Origin of the sequence: Sphingomonas sp. 3-13AW, assembly GCF_049311085.1 — a bacterium.
GTDB lineage: Bacteria > Pseudomonadota > Alphaproteobacteria > Sphingomonadales > Sphingomonadaceae > Sphingomonas.
Genome location: NZ_JASNVZ010000002.1, coordinates 254,366 through 271,103, shown reverse-complemented (window position 1 = coordinate 271,103; position 16,738 = coordinate 254,366). Strand labels below are relative to the sequence as shown.

Below are 16,738 nucleotides of genomic sequence, written 5' to 3'. Positions count from 1 at the left end.
CCTCGGCTCAGTGGGATGCGATCGGCACCAGGGACTTGAGCGGCGTACCTATGTCGGCGAGCGCTGCCGGATCGACCATCGCACTTACCGCGACCAGCGCACGCCCCTGCACATAGTCCCGCGTCGCGTTGACGCAGTCGAGCGCCACGACGCGCCCCTCGCGCAGATAGATCAGGGCAAAGCTCCGCGCTGCCGGGTCACCGCGCGTCACGACCGCATCGTGCCCGGCGGACAGGCCCACGGTCTGCAGCTTCAGGTCGTACTGGTTCGACCAGAACCACGGCACCGCATGATAGGGCGCCGGCTCACCAAGGATCGCGCGAACGGCGGTCGCCGCCATGTCATGCGCGTTCTGGACGGACTCCAGCCGGATCGGCAGGCCATCGGCAAAGGGGTTGGCGTGCAACGCGCAGTCACCGATCGCGTAGATATGGGGCAGGGAGGTGCGGCAGTGCGCATCCACCGCCACGCCATTGCCGCCGCGAGCGCCGGCGGCCATCAACGGCTCGACCGCGGGCACGATGCCGATGCCGATGATCACCATCTCGGCTGGCAGAACTTCGCCGCTGGCGAGGCGCACGCCCGTTGCGCGACCGGCGGCTTCCTCGATGCACGTCACGCTCGTGCCCAGTCGCACGTCGACGCCATGGGCGCGGTGTTCCGTCTCATAGAAGCGTGACAGAGGTTCCCCCGCCACCCGCGCGAGCACCCGGTCCTGCGCCTCCAGCACCGTCACCTGCTTGCCGAGCTTGGACAGGACCGCTGCCGCCTCCAGCCCGATATAACCGCCACCGATCACCACCACGCGTCGGGTGTCCGGCAGCTCCACGAGCAGGCGGTCGACGTCTGCGCGGCTGCGCACCGAATGCACGCCGGCAAGATCGTGCCCGGTGCAGCTCAGTCGTCGCGCGTGGCCGCCGGTTGCCCAGACCAGCGTGCCATAGGCGATGGTCGCGCCGTCCTCGCAGGTGACGGCCTGCACGGCCGGGTCCACCGCCACCACGCGGCGGCCAGTGAGCAGGGCAACGACACGCTCTTCCCAGAATGCGGCCGGGCGGACGAGCAGGCGCTCGAACGGCTTGTCGCCGGCCAGATAATCCTTGGAAAGCGGCGGCCGCTCATAGGGGAGTTCCGGCTCCTCCCCGATGATCCCGATGCTGCCGTTGAACTTGCGCTGCCGCAACGCGATCGCCGCCTGTGCGCCCCCATGGCCGGCGCCCACGATCAGGATATCGAAGCGGTCGGTCAAAGCAGGTCTCCGGGAGCGTGACGAAAGCTGCGCTATAGCGCCGTCGCCACGCAAAGGGAGGGGCGGCGCGCGCCGCAGCGGATTACAGCGCGGAGACAGCCACCGCGATCGCCCCCATCGGCCCGGCAAGCCCGCCCAGTCCCGGAGCCACGATATAGGGTTGATCCTGAGGCACGGGCATATAGCCCCCCAGGCTCTCCAGCATCGCTGCCTCGATGCGAGCATGAAGATGCGGCTGGCCCGAAAGCACGCCGCCGCCGATCGCAATGCGCAGCGGACCGGTGGTGCACACGAGGTCATGGCACATCAGCGCCAGTGCGGAGACGATCGGATCCCACACCGGATCATCCTCCGCCACATCGGCAACCGATCGGCCACCCAGGCGCGCGACCAGGGCAGTGCCCGATGCGAGCCCCTCGATGCAGTCCGGGTGATAGCGACAAACGCTCGGAACCGTGTCGGAGGGCAGACGCGGGACGCGCAGATGGCCGATCTCGCTGTGGCTGATCCCGCGCGTCGGCCGCCCGTGCACGACCAGACCGACGCCGACACCGGTTCCGACCGTCACATAGGCGAAGTCGTCCAGCCCCTGCGCACAGCCCCAGCGGATCTCCGCCAGTGCCGCCCCGTTGACGTCCGTGTCGAAGGCGACCGGCACGTCGAACGGCGCCGAAAGCGTGCCGAGCACGTCCGCCCCGGGCCATGCTACCTTGTTGGTCGCCATCACCTGGCCATAGGTCGGCGAGCGCGGGTTGATGTCGATCGGCCCGAACGAGGCAATGCCGATCGCGCGAAAGCCGTGCGCCGCATGCCATTCCTTGAGGATGGCCAGGATCGCCGGGAGCGTCTCGCCGGGCACGGTCGTGGGAACGGTGCGCTGATCGAGGATCGTATCGGGTCCATGGGCAAGCGTGCAGATGCACTTGGTGCCGCCGAGTTCGATACCGGCGAGGGGAAGATCGGTCGCGCCGCGCGCGTCGGCCGAAATCGCACTCACGCGCGCGCGTCCTGAAACGGCACAATCGGGGGAAGAGATGGCAGGCGGGTCGCTGCCACCGGGTTCAACCGCAAGATCAATTCATCACTCCCCTTGATAGCGTCGCCGATAGAAAGGGTCCCCGCGCGCCCTTCACATTTCCGAATTAATACACCAAATTTCGTAACTCAACCGACAACCGTATCTCGGCATTCTCATCCATCGATGCTGCGGGAGCTTGTATCCGCTGCGCGCTGCGGCATTACTAGGTGACTACGCATATGCCGGTTGTCGGCGAACAGGAGAGGCAAATGCATCCGGGCAAAACCACGTTCCCCGACCCGACGCACCGCTGTACCCGTCTGGAAATTCGCCCCGCATGATTTCGGAAACGTCTGGGGCGCGTCTGTCCGGAACCAATCTTGAGCGTGCGGCCGATCATAACCAGCGCGTGACACTTCATGCGATCCGGGTCTGCGGATCGCTGACGCGCGTGGAATTGGCGGGGATCACCGGCCTGACGCCGCCCGCGATCGCCAACATCACCCGCCGGCTGCTGCAGGATGGGCTGATCGAAGAGGCCGGCCAGCGCCGCGGTGGCCGCGGGCAGCCGCCGACGAAGCTCGTGGTGCGCGGCAACGCCTGCTACTCGATCGGCGTCAACATCGATCGCGACCATATCACCATCGTGCTGGTCGACTTTGCCGGGCGCACGCTCGCACGGGTGTCCGAAGAGGTCGCGTTTGCGCTGCCCGATCATGTTCGCTCGCTCTACGCGCGGTCGATCAAGGAGATGCTCAGCTCGGCGGACGTACCGCCGTCCAAGCTCGTCGGGATCGGGGTTGCCGTGCCCGACGATCTGGGGCTGGTGGACCTGCCAGGCCGGCCGGCCGCCTATGACGCGTGGAATGGCGTCGACATGGCCGCGCTGTTTGCCGAGCCGCTCGATCTGCCGGTGTTCTTCGAGAACGACGCTGCTGCAGCTGCCACCGGCGAGATGCAGCTGGGCCTTGGCCAGAAACACAGCAGCTTCTTTTACGTTCTGCTGTCTGCTGGCCTGGGCGGCGGTTTCGTCGTCGACGGGGTCTATGTCCGCGGCGCGCAGGGGCGAAGCGGCGAACTGGGCTTCATGCTCGCCCCGGACGGGAATGGCGGACGCGAACCGGTCCAGAACCTGGTGTCGCTGTCCGGCCTCGCCCGTCATCTGGAGGCCGCCGGCTTCAGCCTCGCCGACACACTCCATCGGACGGAACTGCCGGCGGACCTTACCGCCTGTGTCGGTGAATGGATCGAGGCTGCGGCGCAGCGCCTGTGCACGCCCATCTCGGCGATCTGCTGCCTCATCAATCCGGCAACGGTGCTGGTCGGGGGGAGACTGCCGAGCGTGTTCGTCGAGCAACTGGCGGAACGGGTGAATGCGCTGATGCAGGAGCAAGCCGATGTGATCCCCGCGATCGCACCGGTCGCCCGGGCTGCGCTGTCGGAGGACGCACCCGCGGTGGGTGCGGCCGTCCTCCCGTTCAGCCACTTCCTGCTCCCCAAGCCCGGCGCCTTGTGGAAGACGCCGGTCGTTGCCGCCTCGGCAGAAGCGGCGACGGGTTTTTAGTCGCGGGACACGTACAGCAGGGACGGCGCCTCCCGCACGAACCGATCGAGCACGCCGTCGGCGAGCTTGATCGGGCCCTGCGGCCGGGTCGTGTTGGGGATCGTCTGGATTGCCTCGGCCTGGGTAGCGAGCGCCTCTGCCTGCGCAAAGAACGCGCGGGCACGCGGGCTTCCCTGTTCGGCGGCTGAAAGCCCAGACGCGGTTGCCTGCAACGCACGACCCCAAAGCTGGAGCGCGTCCAGCCACGGCTTGCTCTGCGCGATAAAGCCCGCATCGCTCACGCCCGCGCGGATCGTGTCCGGCGCGCTGGCGAGGTCGTCGGCGGTCGCCTTCAACCGAGCGAGGGCGTCGCGGCGCTGCTCGGCGCTGCCATGCGCCAGTGAATCGGCGACACCGTCCAGCGTCGCCTTCAGGCGCGGGGCGGACGGCTGCCAGGGCTGGCTGCCGAACATGGGCGCGAGATGCTCGACATCGAAGAAGGTCATCAGCGCCGCAGTCGTGGCCGCGTCGTTGGAGGCGAGCATCCGTGCCGCCGCCTTCCACGCACGATCGGCGTCATAGCCGCGGTCGTTCCAGGCGAAGGCGGCGCTGCCGAACACCGCCACCCGGCTCGGCGCTTCCTGGTTCATCGGGTTCGCCAGGATGCCGCTCAGCTCGTCCGAAAGGCCCGCCTCGCGCTTGGCATAGGGGGCCATCAGCAGGCGTCCGCTGGACTCGCCATAGTCATTGACGGGATAGTTGTCCCACAGCAGCGTCTTGCGGCCGAACGCCTTGGTGGCCGCCTTCGCGTCGCCGGTCGAGATCGCCGGCGGCACCACGTCCGTGCCGGTCCATTGCACGTATACCGCCGGGTCCACCTGCCGCAGCGCCGCCTTGTAGGGGGATTCGGTGGTGTTGAAATACTCGGTCGGCACGATCATCAACTCGGCCTCGGCACCATCCTTGGCCTTCAACCAGCTGTAGATCGTGTTCGAAAGCTGCGCCTGGGCGAGACCCGCCGCACGCTCGCCGGGCTCACCCAGCGCGGCGCGGTCCTGGTCGCAATTCCACTTGGTATATTCGATGTCGTCGAACGCGATGTAGAACGACCGCACTCCTAGTGCGCGGAACGCCTCGAACTTGCGCTTGAGCGCCTGCACATCGTCGGGGTTGGAATAGCAGATCGAGGGGCCGGGAGAGATCGCATAGGTGAAGCGGACGTGGTGCGCGCGTGCCTGGTCGATCAGGCCCTTGAGCTCGTTGAGCGTCGCCTGCGGATAATCCTCGCGCCACTTGTCGCGCGCGAAAGGATCGTCCTTGGGGCTGTACACATAGGTGTTTGCCTTCACGCTTGCGAGGAAGCCAATGTGCTGCGCGCGGTCGTGCATCGACCAGGGGGCACCATAGAAGCCTTCGATCGTGCCCCGTATCGCCATTGCGGGACGATCCTGGATCGTAACGGCGGGCATCGTGCCGCGCTCGGTCAGCTGACGCAGCGTCTGCGCGGCAAAATAGAGGCCGTCCGCGTCCTGCCCTGCGAGCACGACCAGTGCACCGTTATCCGTCGCGCCGCTAAGCAGCGCATAGCCCTCACGCTGGTCGGGAAGGGTGCCGCCCAGGCGGGACACCGCCGACCGGACCGGTGCGGACTTGCTGGTGCCGATCACCACCACCGTACCGCGCGGCTTCGCCGGCAGGCTGCGCGCGGTCTGGATCGTATCCACTCCCGCCGCCGTCAGCGCCCCGCGGATCAACGCAACCGTCGCGGGATCCGCCTGCTCGGCGCTGACGATCGTCACTTCGCGGCCGATTTCAAGCGCCGGCCCGGTGAGCTTCATCGCAACAGGCTGCGGGAACACGGAGGGCAGGCTGCTCACGGGCGACGCCTGGGCAGTGCCTGCGAGCAGTGCTGCGGTGGTGAGCAGAAGGGTTCGGCAGAAAATGGTCTGAGGCACTTTGGTCTCCGATAGGTAGCCAAAAGGTCTCAGATCATTCGCCTCCTGTCTAGTGCTCGCGCTCGATCTCCGCGCGCACCGATCCGGCGGCGCGAACCAGCACGGCGGTTGACAGCAGGATGGACGACACCAAGCCGCCGATCGCGAGCAGCCCGGCGGGTGTCACCTCCACACTGGCGCGCAGGCCGCGCCGGCGACCGAACCGGATGGCGAGGTGCGCGCGCTGCCGCCCGCCGACGGGCGAGAGGGCTGGGACGTCACTCCGTTCCTCTTGGGTCATGATGCAGTGCTCCCCGGATGTTCGAACAGGGCACGATACTGACGCGGCTGCGAGCGCAGATACTGGTCCGGCGCGCGAATGCTGGCACCCAGATGCGCCGCGGCGTGCCACGGCCAGCGCGGATCATAGAGGATCGTGCGGGCGAGCCCGACATAATCCGCATCGCCGGTCCCGATGATCGCCTCCGCCTGTTCGAAGTCGGTGATCAGCCCGACCGCAACCACCTGAAGTCCGGTAGCCTGCTTCACCGCGCGGGCGAGCGGCACCTGATAGCTGGGTCCGACCGGAATCTGCTGACGTGGGTCGAGCCCGCCGCTCGACACATGCAGGAGGCCGCAACCGCGCGCCTCCAGCGCCCGGGCGAAGGCAATGGTCTGCTCGACATCCCAGCCGCCCTCGACCCAGTCTGTGCCGGACACGCGCACCGTCACCGGCTTCTCGGCCGGAAAGGCGGCCCGGACGGCGTCATATACCTCGAGCGGAAACCGCATCCGGTTCTCAAGGCTGCCGCCGTATTCATCATTGCGCTGGTTCGAGAGGGGCGACAGGAACTGGTGCAGCAGATAGCCGTGTGCCGCATGGATCTGGATCGCGTCGATCCCCAACCGTTCGGCGCGGCGCGCGGCGGAGGCAAAGGCGTCGCGCACCCGCTCCATGCCGGCGCGATCCAGTGCCACCGGTGCATTCTCGTGCGCTTCAAAAGGGAGGGCAGAGGCAGACACGGTCTGCCAGCCATTGGCGTCGTCCGGCGGCAACTGCGCGCTGCCCTTCCAAGGCACTTCCGTCGATGCCTTGCGGCCGGCATGTGCAAGCTGGATGGCAATCGGCATCCGGGAGTGACGGCGGATGCTCTCCAGCGTCCGGGCCATCGCCGCCTCCGTCGCGTCGTCCCACAGGCCGACGTCGGCATAGGTGATGCGCCCTTCCGGCACGACCGCCGTCGCCTCGATGGTCAGCAGACCGGCCCCGGACAGCGCGAGATGACCCAGATGGATCTGGTGCCAGTCGGTCATGCAGCCGTCGACCGCGGAATACTGGCACATCGGCGCGATGACGATGCGGTTGTCCATCTTCAGCGAGCCCAGGGTCGCCGGCTTGAAAAGGGCTGGGGTGGTCATGAAAACTCCGTCAGGCGTCGGGGAAATCGGTGGCGAGGCTGATGTCGCGATAGCGCTCGATCTCCGCGAGACGTTCCTTCAACCGTGCGACCACGGCATCATGGGCGAAGCGCCCCAACACCAGGTGGCGTGGCGGGTCGGCCTGCTCGGACAGTGCGATCATCGCCGCGGCGGCGCGCTCGGGGTCGCCGGCCTGGGTACCGCTGACGCCGCGCGTATCGTCCATTCGCTTGCCAGCGGTCTCCGCATAGTCGGCAATGCGGTTCGGGGTCTGGCGGAGCGACCGGCCCGCCCAATCGGTGCGGAACGGGCCCGGCTCGACGCAGGTTACGTGGATGCCCAGCGGGGCGGCCTCGGCGCGCAGCGTGTCCGACCAGCCCTCCACCGCATGCTTCGACGCGGCATAATAGCCGGACGCGGGGTAGCCGGCGAGGCCCGCGAGGGAAGTGATGTTGATGATGTGACCGCTGCGCTGTTCCCGCATGATCGGCAGTACGGCGCGGGTCACGGCAAACAAGCCGAAGACATTGGCGTCGAATTGCGCGCGGATTTCAGCCTCGTCACCTTCCTCGACGCTGCTCTGATAGCCATAGCCCGCATTGTTCACGAGCACATCGATGCGCCCGAACTTCTCCCGGGCGGCAGCCACGGCGTCGGCGATCTGCGCCTGGTCGGTCACGTCCAGCGCCACCGCCAGCGCACGATCCTCGCGGCCCTCGACCAGGTCGGCGACACTGTCGCGGTTGCGTGCGGTCACTACGGCGCGCCAGCCGCGCTCCAGTACGCGCGTCGCCAGTGCGCGACCAAAGCCGGTGGAGCAGCCGGTGATGAACCAGACAGGAGAGGATGGGGGCATGGGGAGTGTCCGCGTCGCGAAGGGAACCTGCTAGGTAGGCACCACCAACCGCTCCGCAACCCGCCCGTCTCCAGCACGGCGCGCAAAAAAAGGGCCCATGCTCGGGAGAGCACGGGCCCAGTTCATGGGAACTTGGAAGTCCGGATGGACAGGATCAGAAGTTGACCGTCGCCCCGACCGCGATCTGGCGGCCGAGGATGTCGTAGCGCGAAGAGATCGTGTTGTTGCGGAACAGCCCCGTCACATCGCGCGAGTTCGGGAACACCGGCGGCGACTTGTCGAGCAGGTTGTTCGCAGCGACACGGAACGAGAACTGCTCGTTCACGCGATATGCGAGCGCCAGGTCGAAGTAGCTGACCGCATTGACCTTGTAGAAGGTCTCGCGGGTTGCTTCGGGCGTCCAGCCGAGGTTGGTGTCACCGGAGTTCGACACGTTGGTCAGCGGACCCAGGTAGCGCCAGTTGAGCGACGCGCTGAAGATGCCGTCCGCGGTGGTGTAGGTGCCGCGCAGGTTGTGCGTCCACTTCGGGATGAACTGGCCGCAGCCGGCACCACCGTAATAGCCCACGCAGTTGCGCTTGTTGAGCGTCGGCGCATCCTGTGCACCCAGCAGCGTGGTGAGCGAGCCCGAGAAGTCGAAGTCCAGCTTGCCGGCCGAACCCATGCGCAGCGCATACTGGCCCTGGAAATCCCAGCCATACGACTTGCTCTTGTAGTAGTTCGTCGTGCCGCTGCGGACATAGCCGGTCTGGGCGTTGCCGGTAGTCGGGCTGTACAGCGTGCCATCCGGGTTGCGGACGAACATCGAGCAGAAGAACTCGTTGCCGCTGGAAAGGCATCCGTCGCGGAAGAAGTCGTAGTTGTTGTAGCCGATCGAGTCATCCAGATCGATCATGTAGCGATCGACCGAAACCGTGAGGCCGGGCAGGAAGCGCGGCTTCAGCACGATGCCGATCGTCTTGGTGTAGGCCGTCTCCGGATCCACCGTGAAGCCGCCGCTGCGCGTGGTGCAGCCGACATCGGTCGGGCAGAGCAGGGTCTCGCTGCCATAGAGATTGTCGGCAAGGCCGGTCGCCGCGCAGACTTCGCGCGACGCCTGCGGAGCGCCGAAGACCGGGCGCTGCTGGCCCGAACCATCGGTCTCGTAGCGCAGGATGGTCGGCGCGCAGAAGTCGTTGAAGCCGTTCGGGTCGATGCGCGAATAGCTGCTGTTGCTCGCCTGGAACGCCTCGACGACCGTCGGCGCGCGCTGCGCCCTGTTCATCGACGCGCGGAAGGTGACGTCCGGGATCGGTGCCCAGATCGCCTCGGCCTTCCAGGTCGAGAAGGTCTTCGGATTGCTGCTGTACTTCGACAGGCGATAGGCACCGTTGACCTGGAGCAGTTCCGCGAACGGGCGGTTCTCGACTAGCGGGACCTGGACCTCGATATTTCCTTCCCAGACGTTCTGCGAGAGATGCTGGTCGGTGCCGCTGTACAGGTCGCGCCAGACCGCGTCGGCGGTGGAGTCGAGCCGGTCCTCACGATACTCGGCACCGAACGCGACGGCGACGCCCTGTTCCGCCCAGGGGCTGGTGATGCCGTGCTGGCCAAGGTCGCCCTGGATGGTCGCGATCGCGTTGTAGAGCGTGTTGACCGTCTTCTGCGTGCCGTAGCCGCCGACCATCAGGTAATCGAACAGCGCCTGGTCGTTGACCGGGGAGTTCGCACCGAACGGGTTGAAGGGCACGCAGCCGTCGCTCGTGTCGCGGCAGATGATCGAGCCGTTGCTGTTGACCGTGTCGAGCGCATTGTTGACCCGGTCGAAGTTCGGCCGACCCCAGGTCATGTTCATCTGGTTGCGCGCGTAGACGCCGCCGACGTCATAGCTCCATCCCTCGGCAAACGCGCCGCGCACGCCGCCGGTGATCCGCAGGCCCTTGTTCAGATAGGTGTCGTCGATCGGGTCGGCGCCGTTCGCGCGGTATCGCAGCTCGACCGGGACCGTCGCTGCGGTACCGGCAGCGCCGCCGCAGATGATCTGCGCCTGTGCTGCCGAGAGGAACGGGTTGTTGCAGCCGACGGTGTAGGGCGTCGCGCCATCGCCATAGGCGGTGGAGCTCAGGACGCGCGCCGGGAAGGGGTTGGACGACTTGTCGCGGAACCACATCGCGTTCGCATAGACCTCTGCCGCAGGCGAGATCTCGAACGAGGTGAAGCCGCCCGCATTCCAGCGCTTGTTCGCGCGCTGGAACGCCGTGCCGTCGAAAGGATTGGCGGCATAGGCTTCCGAATAGGGGAGCAGCGTGCCCGACCCATCCGGATTGTTCACATAGGTGTTGCCACGGTTAGGGCCGCTGGCCGGCGAGATGTAGCCGAACGGGGTGTAGGTGGACGAGGTGCAGCCGAGTGCACCATCCTTCACCGGCTGGGTCAGTTCGCAGGCAGCGATCTCACGCGAGCTGAACGGTACCAGTTCAGCCTGGCGATAGTTCACATAGCCGGAGATGTGGAAGCGGTCGTCGAACAGCTTCTTGCCGGCGGTGATCGAAACGTCCGTACGGGCGCCGTCGAAAGCATTGCCGCGAGCCGGCTGGCCGAAGTTGTAGCGGCTGGCGACTTCCGATGCGAGGCCCGGCTTGTTGTTGTGTGCGTAGAAATTATAGTTGCCGTTGATCTGCACGCCCTCGAAATCACTATCGAGGACGAAGTTCACGACGCCCGCAATCGCGTCCGAACCATAGACGGCCGATGCGCCGCCAGTCAGTACGTCGACGCGCTTGATCAGCGAAGTCGGGATCATGTTCGCGTCGAGGCCGTTGACAGTGCCCAGGCGCTTGCCGTCGACCAGGACGAGCGTACGCTCGAAGCCCAGGTTGCGCAGCTTGATGCGCTGGCGGCCGTCGGAATCCGCGTAGTTCTGCTGGCTGTCGGGTGCGATCTGCGGGATGCGGTTGAGCACTTCCTCGATGTTCACCGCTGCCTGGGCGCGGATCGATTCCGATGTGACCGAGGTGATCGGCGCCGCTGCGGTGACGTTGGGGCGGGTGATGCGCGAGCCGGTGACGACGATCGACCCGGAGTCCTGCGGTGCCTCGTCCTGGACGGGCTCGAGAGCGGAGTCCGTGGCGACCGGGCCGCCCGTGACATTGGCTTCCTGAGCCGCCGCCGGCATTGCCCCGAGGCCAGCAATGCAGGTGGATGCCAGCAACAAACGCGTCATCGTCTTCATGCTCGTCCCTTTGATCTTTTAGTTTTTTGCGCCGCTCGGCCCTTTGAGGCTCTGCGCAGCGTGAATGGTGGTCCGGCCCGCCGTGTCGGTGACCGCGTAGGTGAAGCCCGGCAGGTGCGCGAAGGCGCCGACCTGTCCCTTGGCGTTGATCGCCAGGAACGCGACCTGCGCGTCCCGGACGGCTTCGCCGCGAAGCTTGGCGATGTGCTGCACGGCCTCGCGGCACGCAGCTTGCGGGGTCATGCCCATGCGCATCGAGCCGGTGATGCGGGCGGCACCGGCGATGCGGGTGACTTCCTCACCCACGCCCGTCGCCGTCGCCGCACCCACGCCCGGCTCGACCATCAGGCCGCAACCGGCCTGGGGGGAGTCGCCGACACGGCCGCGCAGCTTGAACGCCATGCCCGATGTCGTGCACGCCCCCGCCAATCGCCCCTCCGGGCCGCAGGCGACGATGCCGATGGTATCGTGGTCGAGCGCGGAGCCGCGCTGGTTCTCGATATTGGCGATCGGCTGGTACTTGGCGGTCTTCAGCCATTCGCGCCACGCGGCCTCCGCCTCGGGCGTCAACAGCTTGGTGCGCTCGAAACCCTCGGCGATCGCGAACTGGCGGGCACCTTCGCCGACCAGCATCGTGTGCGGAGTCTTCTCCATCACGCGACGGGCGACGGAGATCGGATGCAGCACGTCTTCAAGCGCGGCGACGGCGCCGACATGGCCCTGGTCGTCCATGATGATCGCATCGACCGTCACATGGCCGTCCCGATCCGGGTAGCCGCCATAGCCCACAGAGTGATTGGTGGCGTCCGCCTCGGGGATCTTTGCGCCCGCCTCGACGGCGTCGATGAGCGATCCGCCTGCCTTGAAGCGCACGAAGGCCGCGGCGTTGGCGGCAGCACCGAAGTCCCAGGTGGAGACGATGAGGGCTCGGCCGGCTGGTGCCGCCCGCGCCACCGAGGCGGTCGCCAGTCCAGCAAGACCGATGGCAAGCGTATCCCTGCGCGAAACAACCACGGCATGGCCTCCCCGACCCCGCGGGACCATTGTCCCGCCCCTCCAAGCGTAGCGCGCAAGCCCGGAAGGGGCGCGCTGATGAAACAAACCTGTCACAGCAGCGGGAGCAATTCAATACCAAAAACGGTAAAGGTTATATCCGTCGTCCGTCCGCGCATCTGACTGCAACAGAAAGGCCGCAGACGCTCGCGCGCCGCGGCCTTCCGTATGTCAGTTGTGGCAGCTGCTATTGCCGCACGATGAACCCACCGATGCCTGCGATGGCAAGCCTTTGGGCGGGAACCGCCGTTTCGGCGAAGCGCAGTCGCACAAAGCGCGCGGTGCGGGGCTGGTCGAAGGGGATACGCTGCGTCGACAGCGCATAGGCAATGTTGCTGAACTCGCCCGAGGCGGCCGGCTGCCAACGCTTCCCATCCATGCTGGTCTCGGCGACATAGCCCTTTGGAGGCGCGGCGTTGGCCATCACCTGGCGGGACGGCGTCAGGCTGAAGCCGGCCAGCATGACCGCGTCCGGAAGCGCGACGGTCACGCTCGCGGGCTTGCCCGCAGCGGGGGCTGGCTGTGCCCAGATGGTGGCCGCGTCATTGTCGAGCAGCTTCTCCGCGCCGACTGCGCTCGCCTCGACGATCTTCCAGCCGGAGGTGTCGAGAACGGTCGGATCTGACGACACGATGGCCGGAACATCCACTGGCGCGACCGAGCGGAACAGCGCGAACTCGCTGATCGCCGGGCTGGCCGGCGCCTCCAGGATGCGAAGCCGGACGCGCCGCGCGGTGATCGGCTTTGCCAATCGCACGATCCGCTGGGCTGAAATACACTCATGCTCACCAAGCAGCTGCCAGCGCCCATCCACCTCGGCGTCGATGGCGAAGCGCGTCACGCGAACGCCTAACGGGAGATACTCGCGCACTCGTACCACGTCGAAGCTGCGGCCGGGCGGCAGATCGAGGGTAAGCGTCGGCGTCGTGACGTTGTCGGGCGAGGACCAATAACTTTCCCGGTCGCCGTCGAGCACCCGCGCCGGTTCGAACCCGTGGCCGCGGCTGTGGCTGGCGCTCGCTACCGCTCCCCTGGCGAGGTCGTTGGCAAAGGTTGCGCGGATGGCATCGCCGAACGACTTCAGGATCTTCATGTCCTGATCGGGAATACGTCCCCGGCGATCCGGCGGCAGGTTGAGGTTCAGATTGGTACCACGCCCGACGGACTCGTCGTACATGCGCACCAGCCGCTCCGGGCTCTTCACCTTGGAGTCTTCGTCCGCGTGGTAGAACCAGCCCGGCCGGATCGACACGTCGGTCTCGGCTGGCCACCACAATTCGGCCCCGCGCACACCGCTGTTGCCGTTCTTCTGGTCATAGGGCTCGTTGGGCATGGTCGGCCAGCAGGGATCTCCCGCCACGCCATCCTCATTGCCGACCCAGCGGATGTCCGCGCCGAGCGGATCGAAGGTACAGGCATTCGGCTGCAGCTTGTGGACCAGGGCGACGATCGAGGGCCAGTTATAGTAACGCGGTGCGTCGATCTTCCGCGCTTCCCGCGCACCGCCGTAATAGCCGTCACCGCCGTTGGCGCCGTCGAACCACACTTCGAACAGCTCGCCATAGCGGGTGCACAATTCGGTCAGCTGCGCGCGATAGTAGGTGATATACTCCGGCCGGCCATATTCGGCGTGGTTCCGGTCCCAGGGCGACAGGTAGAGGCCGAAGGGCAGGTTCGCACGGCGGCAGGCATCCGCCATCTCACGCACGATGTCGCCCTTGCCGTCCTTGTACGGGCTGTTGCGGATGCAATGCTCGGTGAGCATCGTTGGCCACAGGCAGAAACCGTCGTGGTGCTTGGCCGTCAGGATCAGTCCGTTGAGCCCGCCTGCCTTGGCAGCAGCGACGATCTGATCGGCGTCGAAGTCGGTTGGGTTGAACAGCTTGGGGCTCTCGTCGCCGAAGCCCCATTCCTTGTCCGTGTAGGTGTTGATCGAGAAGTGCACGAAGGCATAGGTCTCTCGCCCGTGCCACCGCCACTGGCGCGGGGAGGGGACGGCACCCCAGGGCTTGGGCGCGCGGGACCGGGCAGCGGCGTGCGCCGCACCGGCGGGAAGGGCGCCCGCCACCAGGCCGGTGGCGATCAGAGTGCGCCGCGTGAGATCGGTCATGGGGAACTCCGGGGAAACGGGATCAGGCCGGCGTGCTGCCGTAGGAAGGCGGGCGATCGGCCGGTGCGTGGCCAAAGCTGCGGTTCGGGGTCGCGCTGATGGTGAAGCGCAGCGTCCCGCCCTTTGCGAGCTCACGATGCGAGATCCAGCTGCGCGTCCACGGACGCCCGTTCCAGGTCACGGCCGCGACATAGGGCGTGTCCGGGCGGTTCCCCGGTGCTTCGACCACCAGCTTGCGGTTGCCGCCCAACTTCACCTCGGCCCGTTCGAACAGGGGCGACCCGAACACATAGGCCGCCTCCACCGGATCGACCGGATAGAAGCCGAGCGCGCTCATCACGAACCACGCGCTCATCTGCCCGCAATCGTCATTGCCGATGACGCCGTCGGGATCTGCCTTGTACATCTCGGTGAGCAGCCGGCGCACCATCGCCTGCGTCTTCCACGGCGCGCCGGTATAGGCGTAAAGATAGGCGACGTGATGGCTCGGCTCGTTGCCATGCGCATATTGGCCGACCAGTCCCGAGATGTCGGGCGGCGCGTTGTCGGGAAGCGTGGAAGGCGCGGTGAACAGCGCGTCCAGCTTCGCCTCGAACGCCGCGTCGCCACCGAAGTGCGCGATATGGCCGTAGATGTCGTGCTGGTTCAGGAAGGTCGCCTGCCAGCCGTTCGCCTCGGTATAGTCACGATATTTCTCGACCTTGTGGCCGATCTGGATCGGGTCGTACGGCGTGATCCAGCTGCCGTCGGCAAGCCGCGCTCGTGCGAACCGGATCTTGGGATCGAGGACATTGCGATAGTTGAGGCTGCGCTTGCGCAGGGCTGCTGCGTCCTCATGCGCGCCCGCTGCTTCGGCCAGATGCGCCATCGCCCAGTCGTCATAGGCATATTCCTGGGTGCGGCTGACGGACTCGTCGACGCGGTCTGCCGGCAGATAGCCATATTTCGCATAGTCACCGCGTCCGCGCGTCCCGTCTACGTCGGGGGTCGTGGGATCGAACGCCCGCGCGCGGATCGCCGGCCACGCCGCTGCATAGTCGGCCGGAATGCCCTTGGCGCGTGCTTCCGCCAGCACGGCGACGGCGTGCCAGCCGATCATCGTGCCCGTCTCGACACCTTGCAGCGGCCAGATCGGCGGACCGAACGGGCTCTCGCTGCTCTGGCGGAGCAGGTCGTGAGTGAACTCGACCGCGCGTTCCGGCGCGATCAGGGTCAGCAGCGGGTGGAGCGTGCGGTACGTGTCCCACAGCGAATAGGTGCTGTAGGAGCGCTCCTTGGCCGGGAGCTGGTGCACCTTCCGGTCGAGCCCCATGTAGCGGCCGTCGACGTCCGAGAAGAGCGTCGGCGCCAGCTGCGCATGATAGATGGCGCTTGCCAGGATCGTCCGCTGCTCCGGAGTGCCGCCGGACACGCGCACCGTCCCCAGGGCCTTGTCCCACGCCTTTGCAGCGGCACGCCGTCGGGTGTCGAAGTCCCAGCCGCGGCCTTCCGCCTCCAGGTTGGCGAGCGCGCCCGCCACGTCCACGCCGGACAGGCCGCACTTGGTCAGGATCGGCGCGCCGCCCGCGTCCTTATAGTGAAGAACCATTTTGAGCTTGTCACCGGACACGGTGGGGGTGCCTTCGGGCTGCGCCTTGTCATCGACGTAGAAGGTCACGCGGTCCGGGGTGCGCGACAGCTTGAGTGCAAAGTGGATCTTGCGACCCTTGGCCCAGCGGTAGACCGAGCGGCTGCCGGTGATGGTCCCGTCCGCAGCCACCGACAGCGTCGCGTCCCGCACCAACCGATAGGTGGGCGGCTGAACCGGCGGCATGTGCCAGAAGTCGAGCAGGATGTGGCCCGGCCCCTGCGGGAAGCGGTGGCGCTGCCAACCGGTCCGTTCGGTTGCGGTCAGTTCCGACAACACGCCGCTTTCCAGGCGGACGCGGTAATAGCCCGGCTCCGCATGCTCGTCGGAGAAGCGCTGGCGATAGCCTTTGTCCGGGTCCTCACGCGGGCCCGGCACCAGCTCCACGGGGCCACGGGTCGGCACCACCAGCACGTCCATCAGGTCGCCGATGCCGGTGCCTGACAGGTGGGTGTGCGAAAAGCCCATGATCGAGGTGTCGGTGCGGTGATAGCCGGAGCATCCCTCCCACCGCGTATTGTCGGTGTCGGGGCCGACCTGCACCATGCCGAACGGCATCGTCGGGCCGGGGTAGGTATGCCCGTCTCCCCCGGTGCCGATGAACAGGTCAGGCGGCGTCTTCACGACCCCGCGCGCGAACACGGGAGCGGGGAGGCCGGCCGCGGCGGCAGCGAGGCCGGAGGTGGCGAGCAGGGCGCGGCGAGTGAGTGCGGTCATT

General features: G+C 66.9%; 11 protein-coding genes. 1 reads left to right on the top strand and 10 read right to left on the bottom strand.

Annotation, left to right across the window (positions count from 1 at the left end):
* Positions 1-7: 7 nt before the first annotated feature.
* Together QP045_RS04360 and QP045_RS04355 are read right to left on the bottom strand one after the other, a co-directional pair.
* Positions 8-1,249, bottom strand: a complete 1,242-nt coding sequence (locus QP045_RS04360; protein WP_422513736.1) for an NAD(P)/FAD-dependent oxidoreductase — start codon at positions 1,247-1,249, stop codon at positions 8-10.
* 82 nt (positions 1,250-1,331) lie between these two features.
* Entirely contained in the window at positions 1,332-2,246 is a 915-nt protein-coding gene (locus QP045_RS04355; protein WP_422513735.1) for an ROK family protein, read from the bottom strand.
* 430 nt (positions 2,247-2,676) lie between these two features.
* Here QP045_RS04355 and QP045_RS04350 point away from each other — a divergent pair, with 430 nt between their 5' ends.
* Positions 2,677-3,831, top strand: coding sequence for an ROK family transcriptional regulator (locus tag QP045_RS04350; RefSeq protein WP_422513734.1), 1,155 nt, complete (start codon positions 2,677-2,679; stop codon positions 3,829-3,831).
* Here the strand turns inward: QP045_RS04350 and QP045_RS04345 are convergent.
* The 8 genes from QP045_RS04345 to QP045_RS04310 form a co-directional block, all read right to left on the bottom strand.
* The gene (locus QP045_RS04345; RefSeq protein ID WP_422513733.1) at positions 3,828-5,765 is read right to left on the bottom strand and encodes a beta-N-acetylhexosaminidase family protein; all 1,938 of its coding nucleotides are present in this window, start codon (positions 5,763-5,765) and stop codon (positions 3,828-3,830) included. The genes QP045_RS04350 and QP045_RS04345 overlap by 4 nt on opposite strands.
* Positions 5,766-5,814: 49 nt before the next feature.
* A complete protein-coding gene (locus tag QP045_RS04340) occupies positions 5,815-6,045 on the bottom strand; it encodes a hypothetical protein (protein WP_422513732.1) in 231 nt (76 codons plus the stop codon).
* On the bottom strand, positions 6,042-7,163 hold the full coding sequence (locus tag QP045_RS04335) for an NADH:flavin oxidoreductase/NADH oxidase (protein WP_422513731.1): 1,122 nt from the start codon (positions 7,161-7,163) through the stop codon (positions 6,042-6,044). Before QP045_RS04335 ends, QP045_RS04340 begins: the two co-directional genes overlap by 4 nt.
* Positions 7,164-7,173: 10 nt before the next feature.
* Entirely contained in the window at positions 7,174-8,019 is an 846-nt protein-coding gene (locus QP045_RS04330; protein ID WP_422513730.1) for an oxidoreductase, read from the bottom strand.
* 154 nt (positions 8,020-8,173) lie between these two features.
* Positions 8,174-11,230 carry a TonB-dependent receptor domain-containing protein gene (locus QP045_RS04325; RefSeq protein ID WP_422513729.1) on the bottom strand — a complete coding sequence of 1,019 codons (3,057 nt, stop codon included), beginning with the start codon at positions 11,228-11,230 and terminating at the stop codon, positions 8,174-8,176.
* 18 nt (positions 11,231-11,248) lie between these two features.
* On the bottom strand, positions 11,249-12,244 hold the full coding sequence (locus tag QP045_RS04320) for a N(4)-(beta-N-acetylglucosaminyl)-L-asparaginase (protein ID WP_422513728.1): 996 nt from the start codon (positions 12,242-12,244) through the stop codon (positions 11,249-11,251).
* A gap of 226 nt (positions 12,245-12,470) precedes the next feature.
* A complete protein-coding gene (locus QP045_RS04315; protein ID WP_422513727.1) occupies positions 12,471-14,393 on the bottom strand; it encodes an alpha-L-fucosidase in 1,923 nt (640 codons plus the stop codon).
* Between the two features lie 22 nt (positions 14,394-14,415).
* Positions 14,416-16,737 (bottom strand): GH92 family glycosyl hydrolase, encoded by a 2,322-nt coding sequence (locus QP045_RS04310; RefSeq protein WP_422513726.1) that lies wholly within the window; start codon positions 16,735-16,737, stop codon positions 14,416-14,418.
* Position 16,738: the final 1 nt, after the last annotated feature.

Bases quoted from the DNA above. Each gene is read 5' to 3' on its own strand.
- QP045_RS04310 (WP_422513726.1), bottom strand. From the start codon at position 16,737: ATGACCGCACTCACTCGCCGCGCCCTGCTCGCCACCTCCGGCCTCGCT.
- QP045_RS04315 (WP_422513727.1), bottom strand. From the start codon at position 14,393: ATGACCGATCTCACGCGGCGCACTCTGATCGCCACCGGCCTGGTGGCG.
- QP045_RS04330 (WP_422513730.1), bottom strand. From the start codon at position 8,019: ATGCCCCCATCCTCTCCTGTCTGGTTCATCACCGGCTGCTCCACCGGC.
- QP045_RS04340 (WP_422513732.1), bottom strand. From the start codon at position 6,045: ATGACCCAAGAGGAACGGAGTGACGTCCCAGCCCTCTCGCCCGTCGGC.
- QP045_RS04335 (WP_422513731.1), bottom strand. From the start codon at position 7,163: ATGACCACCCCAGCCCTTTTCAAGCCGGCGACCCTGGGCTCGCTGAAG.
- QP045_RS04325 (WP_422513729.1), bottom strand. From the start codon at position 11,230: ATGAAGACGATGACGCGTTTGTTGCTGGCATCCACCTGCATTGCTGGC.